We start from the raw sequence: 2428 nt of genomic DNA on the forward strand, positions 1-2428 counted from the left end.
CGGCTCGTAGCCAATCACGCACATGCAGCCGAATGCCCTGCCTTCGGGCGTTTTCAACGGGGCACCGGCGTAAAAGCGAATGTGAGGCGCGGCGACCACCAGCGGGTTACTGCGATACTCTTCATCGAGCGCGGTGTCCTCGATGATGGTTAGCTCGTTACGCTCGACCGTGCGCCGGCAAATCGCCGTATCAGCGGGTGTCTCGGTCAGCGTAAAATTGTGGCTCGCCTTGATCCATTGACGTTCTGGCCCGAGCAGCGTGACCAGACTCGTGGGCGCGCCGAGCAACCGGCACAGCAGCCTGGTCAGGCTATCCAGCGACTGGTTGGGACCAAGCTGCATAAGGCGCTCAACGCCGAGAGCCGACAGCTTTTGCTGCTCACTCTCCGAAAGATTTCGATCTACGGCCAATTTTTTCTCCTGCAGGCATGACCAAATATGCGGTTATTACTGGGGCGTTCGACGTTGATCAGAGAGAAGGAATCTATCAGCAATACGACAGGGACAGTGTGGTTAAATTCGGCGAAAAACTGTCGCTTTTGACAGCAATGAGCGCTGACGGGATCAGACAAACCGTCGCGCCCCTGCTTTTGACGTCACAGGCGGCCCGACGGGTGATGGCAGAGCAAAAAAAGCGCCCCCGTCAGGGGACGCCTTCAAGCCGTGCGATCGAACGCGCACGTTCTCAGAAAGCTTCCCACTCCTCGCTCTCGACCGGCTTAACACTGCGCTCGCCCCGTGGGCGCTGAACCTTCTGGCGGACGGCCGGCTGGGAGGCGACACGCGGCGGCAATGCGGCCGGCGGCGTTTCCGTTTCCGCACCGCGAAAGAACGAGACTTCTTTCAAGAGAGCGCCCGCCTGCTTTTGCAGCGACCGACTGGCGGCACTGGATTCCTCGACCAGGCTGGCGTTCTGCTGGGTCACACCGTCCATTTGCGAAACAGCGGTATTGACCTGATCGATGCCTTGAGACTGTTCCTTGCTCGCTACGGCGATCTCGCTGACCAGCTGGGTCACACGCTGGACGCCCTCGACGATATCCGCGAGCGTTTTTCCAGCCCGATTGACCAGGTCAGACCCGCGACCGACTTGCTGAATACTTTCTTCCACCAGCGCTTTGATATCCTTCGCCGCCTCGGCACTGCGGCCGGCCAAATTGCGAACTTCGCTGGCGACAACGGCAAAACCGCGTCCCTGTTCGCCGGCGCGCGCCGCTTCGACGGAGGCATTGAGCGCGAGCAAATTCGTCTGGAAGGCAATTTCGTCGATGAGGCCGACGATTCCGGCGATCTTGCGACTGGAAGCGTTGATGCCGTTCATTGCCTCGACGGCTTCGCCAGCCACGACGCCGCCCGCATTAGCCTGGCGGCTGACCTCGTGGACAAGTCGATCGGCTTCGCCGGCATTCTCCGCATTCTGCCGTACCGTCGAGGTGATCTCGTCCATCGAGGCCGCCGTCTGCTCCAAGCTCGCTGCCTGCTCCTGAGTGCGCCGACTCAAGTCGTCGGTACCCTGGGCAATTTCGTCCGCAGCGATATTCACAGACTCTGCGTTGTTGCGAACAGCCATGACGACGCGAGAGAAGCTCTCTTCCATCGACTGCAGCGAGCGAAGCATGTCGCCGAACTCGTCCTTGCAGGTGATATCGATTTTGTTGTCGAGTCTGCCTTCGGCCATCGATACGGCCAACGCCTGTGCCTTGCCCAATGGGGTCATGATGCCTCGAACGAGCCACCAAGCCAGCAAAATCCCGAGAAGTATCGACACGACGGCAACGCCGATAACGATATTACGAGTCATTTGGTACTGAGAGACAGCACCCGCATAGGCTTCGCCCGCCTGGGTGCTGTTGCGCTGGATCAACTCGTTGATCGCGCCCAGTGCCTTGGGGTACTCGGCCCTTAGCGTCGTCGTGGCGATCTCTCGAGCCGCCTCGAAGTCGTTACCAATCATCGCGGTATTGAGCGATTTTACGCCTGCTCGGAGGCGCTGCAAGGAAGCAGCGAAGTCATCCGCAATCTGCCGCTCCTGATCGTTGGCAATCCGTTGCGGATAGTAATCGGCCCACGCCGCATCGAGGATGGCGTCGTTCTCGGCCACTTCTTGCACCGTCGCGCGAGCAGATTCCGGATTACGGTCACGCTGTTCTGCCGTGATCTTGACTCGGTTACCCAACAACATCTCGTTGATCTTGGAGAGGTCGCTGAGTGTCAGCACATTCCCTTCATAGGTGCTTTCAAGCGCGTCCTTGGACGAACTCAGGCTGTACAACCCGAGGATGCTGACGATCATCAGCATCAGGATACAGGCCCCAAGGCTTACCGAAAGACGCAGTTTGACGCTTCGATTCAGTCCAAACATGGATCGGCTCCCGCGGCGCCCTTAGCACGTGCGCAAGGGCTTCATGGAACCGGGTCGGCAAAGCCT

The 2428-nt window shown here is 59.3% G+C and carries 2 protein-coding genes; both read right to left on the reverse strand.

What is annotated here, in order from left to right:
- Positions 1–342 (reverse strand): GAF domain-containing protein (locus tag IE125_RS18845; protein WP_189446235.1); only part of this gene is annotated, 342 nt, incomplete at its 3' end.
- A gap of 343 nt (positions 343–685) precedes the next feature.
- A complete protein-coding gene (locus tag IE125_RS18850) occupies positions 686–2362 on the reverse strand; it encodes a methyl-accepting chemotaxis protein (RefSeq protein WP_189446236.1) in 1677 nt (558 codons plus the stop codon).
- Positions 2363–2428 lie beyond the last annotated feature (66 nt).

The sequence above is a fragment of the Salinicola rhizosphaerae genome (assembly GCF_014652715.1).
Lineage (GTDB): Bacteria > Pseudomonadota > Gammaproteobacteria > Pseudomonadales > Halomonadaceae > Salinicola > Salinicola rhizosphaerae.

Excerpts from the sequence above, each read along its gene's own strand:
- IE125_RS18850 (WP_189446236.1), bottom strand. The coding sequence starts at position 2,362 with ATGTTTGGACTGAATCGAAGCGTCAAACTGCGTCTTTCGGTAAGCCTT.